The following is a 2261-nucleotide window of genomic DNA, read 5'->3' as shown; positions in this document are numbered from 1 at the left end:
CCTGCATCGGCATAGCGGCAGGCGGGGGCGTCGCCGGTGCGGGGCATGATGGCGTAGCGCAATGGCAGGATGGGCACGCGTGCGCTGCAGGCAGGGCCGGAGGTGGCGCTGCTTACGGAGGCGTTAGTCATGGGCAGGCTCCTTGCTTTCGACCAGTGCCTGGAGCTCGCGAAGGCGGGCCTGGGGCGACTCTTCGAGGTTGGTGTAGATTTTTCCCGCCTTGTCATTGCTCATCAGCCACATGTGCCCGGCTATCAGCCGAATGAATTGGCCCGCAACTTCCTCGCTCCGGAAATTGAGGGCTGTCAGTTGCGGCAGGAGTGTTTCTATCCATAGGCGTATGTCCGCCAAGGTATGGTTGGCATGGGGCGGCATGGCCAAGACCTCATGTGCCAATGAGAGGACAAAGTGCTCGTGCATGCCTGCTTGCAGCCGATCAAGTTCAAGCTGCTGGAGGGTCAAAGGCAGTTCTGATTTTGAGCGGGCAGCAATCGGCTTGTTTTCGTGTGTTTTCCATTCATGAGCCGGCCCCCAGTTGACTCGCCATGCCAACCGAGACACCGGGCCAAGCCAGGCCTTGCGATGGTCGTCGTCCAGCGCATTCAGCCAGGCTGCAAGATGGTCCGGTGTGACATGGTGAGTGGCAACGCTGTGGTCAGGGAGCACGACCTGCACCAGGCTGGTGAAGTGGTCTGCCAGCGCTGCCAGGCCAACCTCGGCATCCAGCGCGATGGCTCCACCGATAGGCATCCAGGTCGTGATTGCATGGGCAAGCAGCTCGTGAGCGTCTGCAACGTCCACCAGCAAAGGCCCGAACTCATGACGGTCATCCAGGGCGCTGTTCTTCCATAACCATGCCTTTTGAGTATTTCGGCTGACAGCGTTTATAAGGTCGAGTACCGATGGGGCATAAGCAGGAACCAGTTCACCTTCCTGCGGGATGGGCCGATAGGCCCAGTTCTCGATTGCACTGGTCATGAGCAGCAGAAAGCGGCAGTTGTGAGCGAAGTCTTCGCTGCGCGGAGGAGGTGATGACAAGGTGGTCATTGGACTTGCCCTCGGATACAGCGGCAATCGGGTAGGGGACAGGAGCCATCAGGGCGGCGCCCACACAGGCGCTCCAGCGGCTTGCCAGTGTTCGGTGCACTGCTGATGGAAAAGGGGCTTGTCGTTCCATTTGCCGACTTGAGCATCTGGCCGGTGATGCGAATCGTCGGGCTGTCCAGTGTGATGCCTGTTTCGTCGATTCGAATGGAGCCACCAGGGCCTTGGATGACCACGGCTTCCGATGCTCGAAGTTCATAACGGCGAGTACGTCTGCGGATATCCCCACGGGCTTCCAGCTCGGCATGCCCTTCGACCCGTTGCTCGAAGTTGCCACCGATACGGGTGTGGTGATTGGCGGCGATCTGATCGTGACGGTGATTGCCGATGTTTTCGACACGGTCCTTGGCGATCCTGATCGTGTGGTTTCTACCGATGTCGAGCGCGGCATCCTGCCCAATGGTGATGCGCTCGTCATTGCCAACCGTTTCCGTACGGTCGTGGCCGATCAGGATCGATTCGTCGTTATCGACCTGCTCTTTGCGGTCATTGCCGACCTGCGTAGTCTCATCATGCTTGACCACATTGTTCTGGTCCCTCTGGGCATGAATGAACACTTCCTCCTGGCCCAGTTCGTCCTCGAAGCGCAGCTCGTTGAAGCCATCGCCCTTGTGGGTCTGGCTCTTGATGGTCATGCGGGTCTTGTGACGGGGAAGGTCGTACGGTGGCTGCTGGTTGCCGCAGTAAGTACGGCCGGTGATCATCGGCTGATCGGGGTCGCCGTTGACGTAATGGATGATCACGTCCTGGCCGATCCGGGGGATGGCCATCGAGCCCCAGCTTCCACCCGCCCAGCCTTGAGACACCCGCAGCCAGCACGAACTGAACTCGTTGTTCTGGCTTTCGCGGTCCCAGGGGAAACTGACTTTTACCCGGCCCCATTCATCGCAGTAGATTTCCTCGCCAGGCGGGCCGACGACGGTGGCCATGTGCGGCCCGTCAACGCGTGGTTTGGGCAACGGAGCTGGGCGCCACTCGGTTCTGCCTGGCACCAGTACCGCCTTTTGCTCGTAACGTGTGCCCTGGTCGGCCCCGGCAGCTTCTTCCTGCAGGCTGGTGGGCTGGCTGCCTTCGTGGTGGACCGTGCTGACCCGCCAATGCACATTCAGGTCTTCGCGCGGGTGGTCGGTCAGGGTGAAACTGAGCCCCGGTTGCAG

At 60.4% G+C, this 2261-nt stretch carries 2 protein-coding genes; both read right to left on the bottom strand.

Going from position 1 to position 2261, the window contains the following annotated elements; genetic code table 11:
• Positions 1-123: 123 nt before the first annotated feature.
• Positions 124-1047, bottom strand: a complete 924-nt coding sequence (locus ACF8O8_RS12855) for a DUF4123 domain-containing protein (RefSeq protein ID WP_049586296.1) — start codon at positions 1045-1047, stop codon at positions 124-126.
• Positions 1044-2261: type VI secretion system Vgr family protein (locus ACF8O8_RS12850; protein WP_392509789.1), on the bottom strand; the 1218-nt coding region annotated here is incomplete at its 5' end. The genes ACF8O8_RS12855 and ACF8O8_RS12850, both read right to left, overlap by 4 nt.

It is taken from the genome of Pseudomonas sp. TYF_14, from assembly GCF_043105275.1.
In the GTDB taxonomy this organism is placed as follows: Bacteria; Pseudomonadota; Gammaproteobacteria; order Pseudomonadales; family Pseudomonadaceae; genus Aquipseudomonas; species Aquipseudomonas alloputida.
This window is presented reverse-complemented; position numbering and strand designations above follow the sequence as displayed.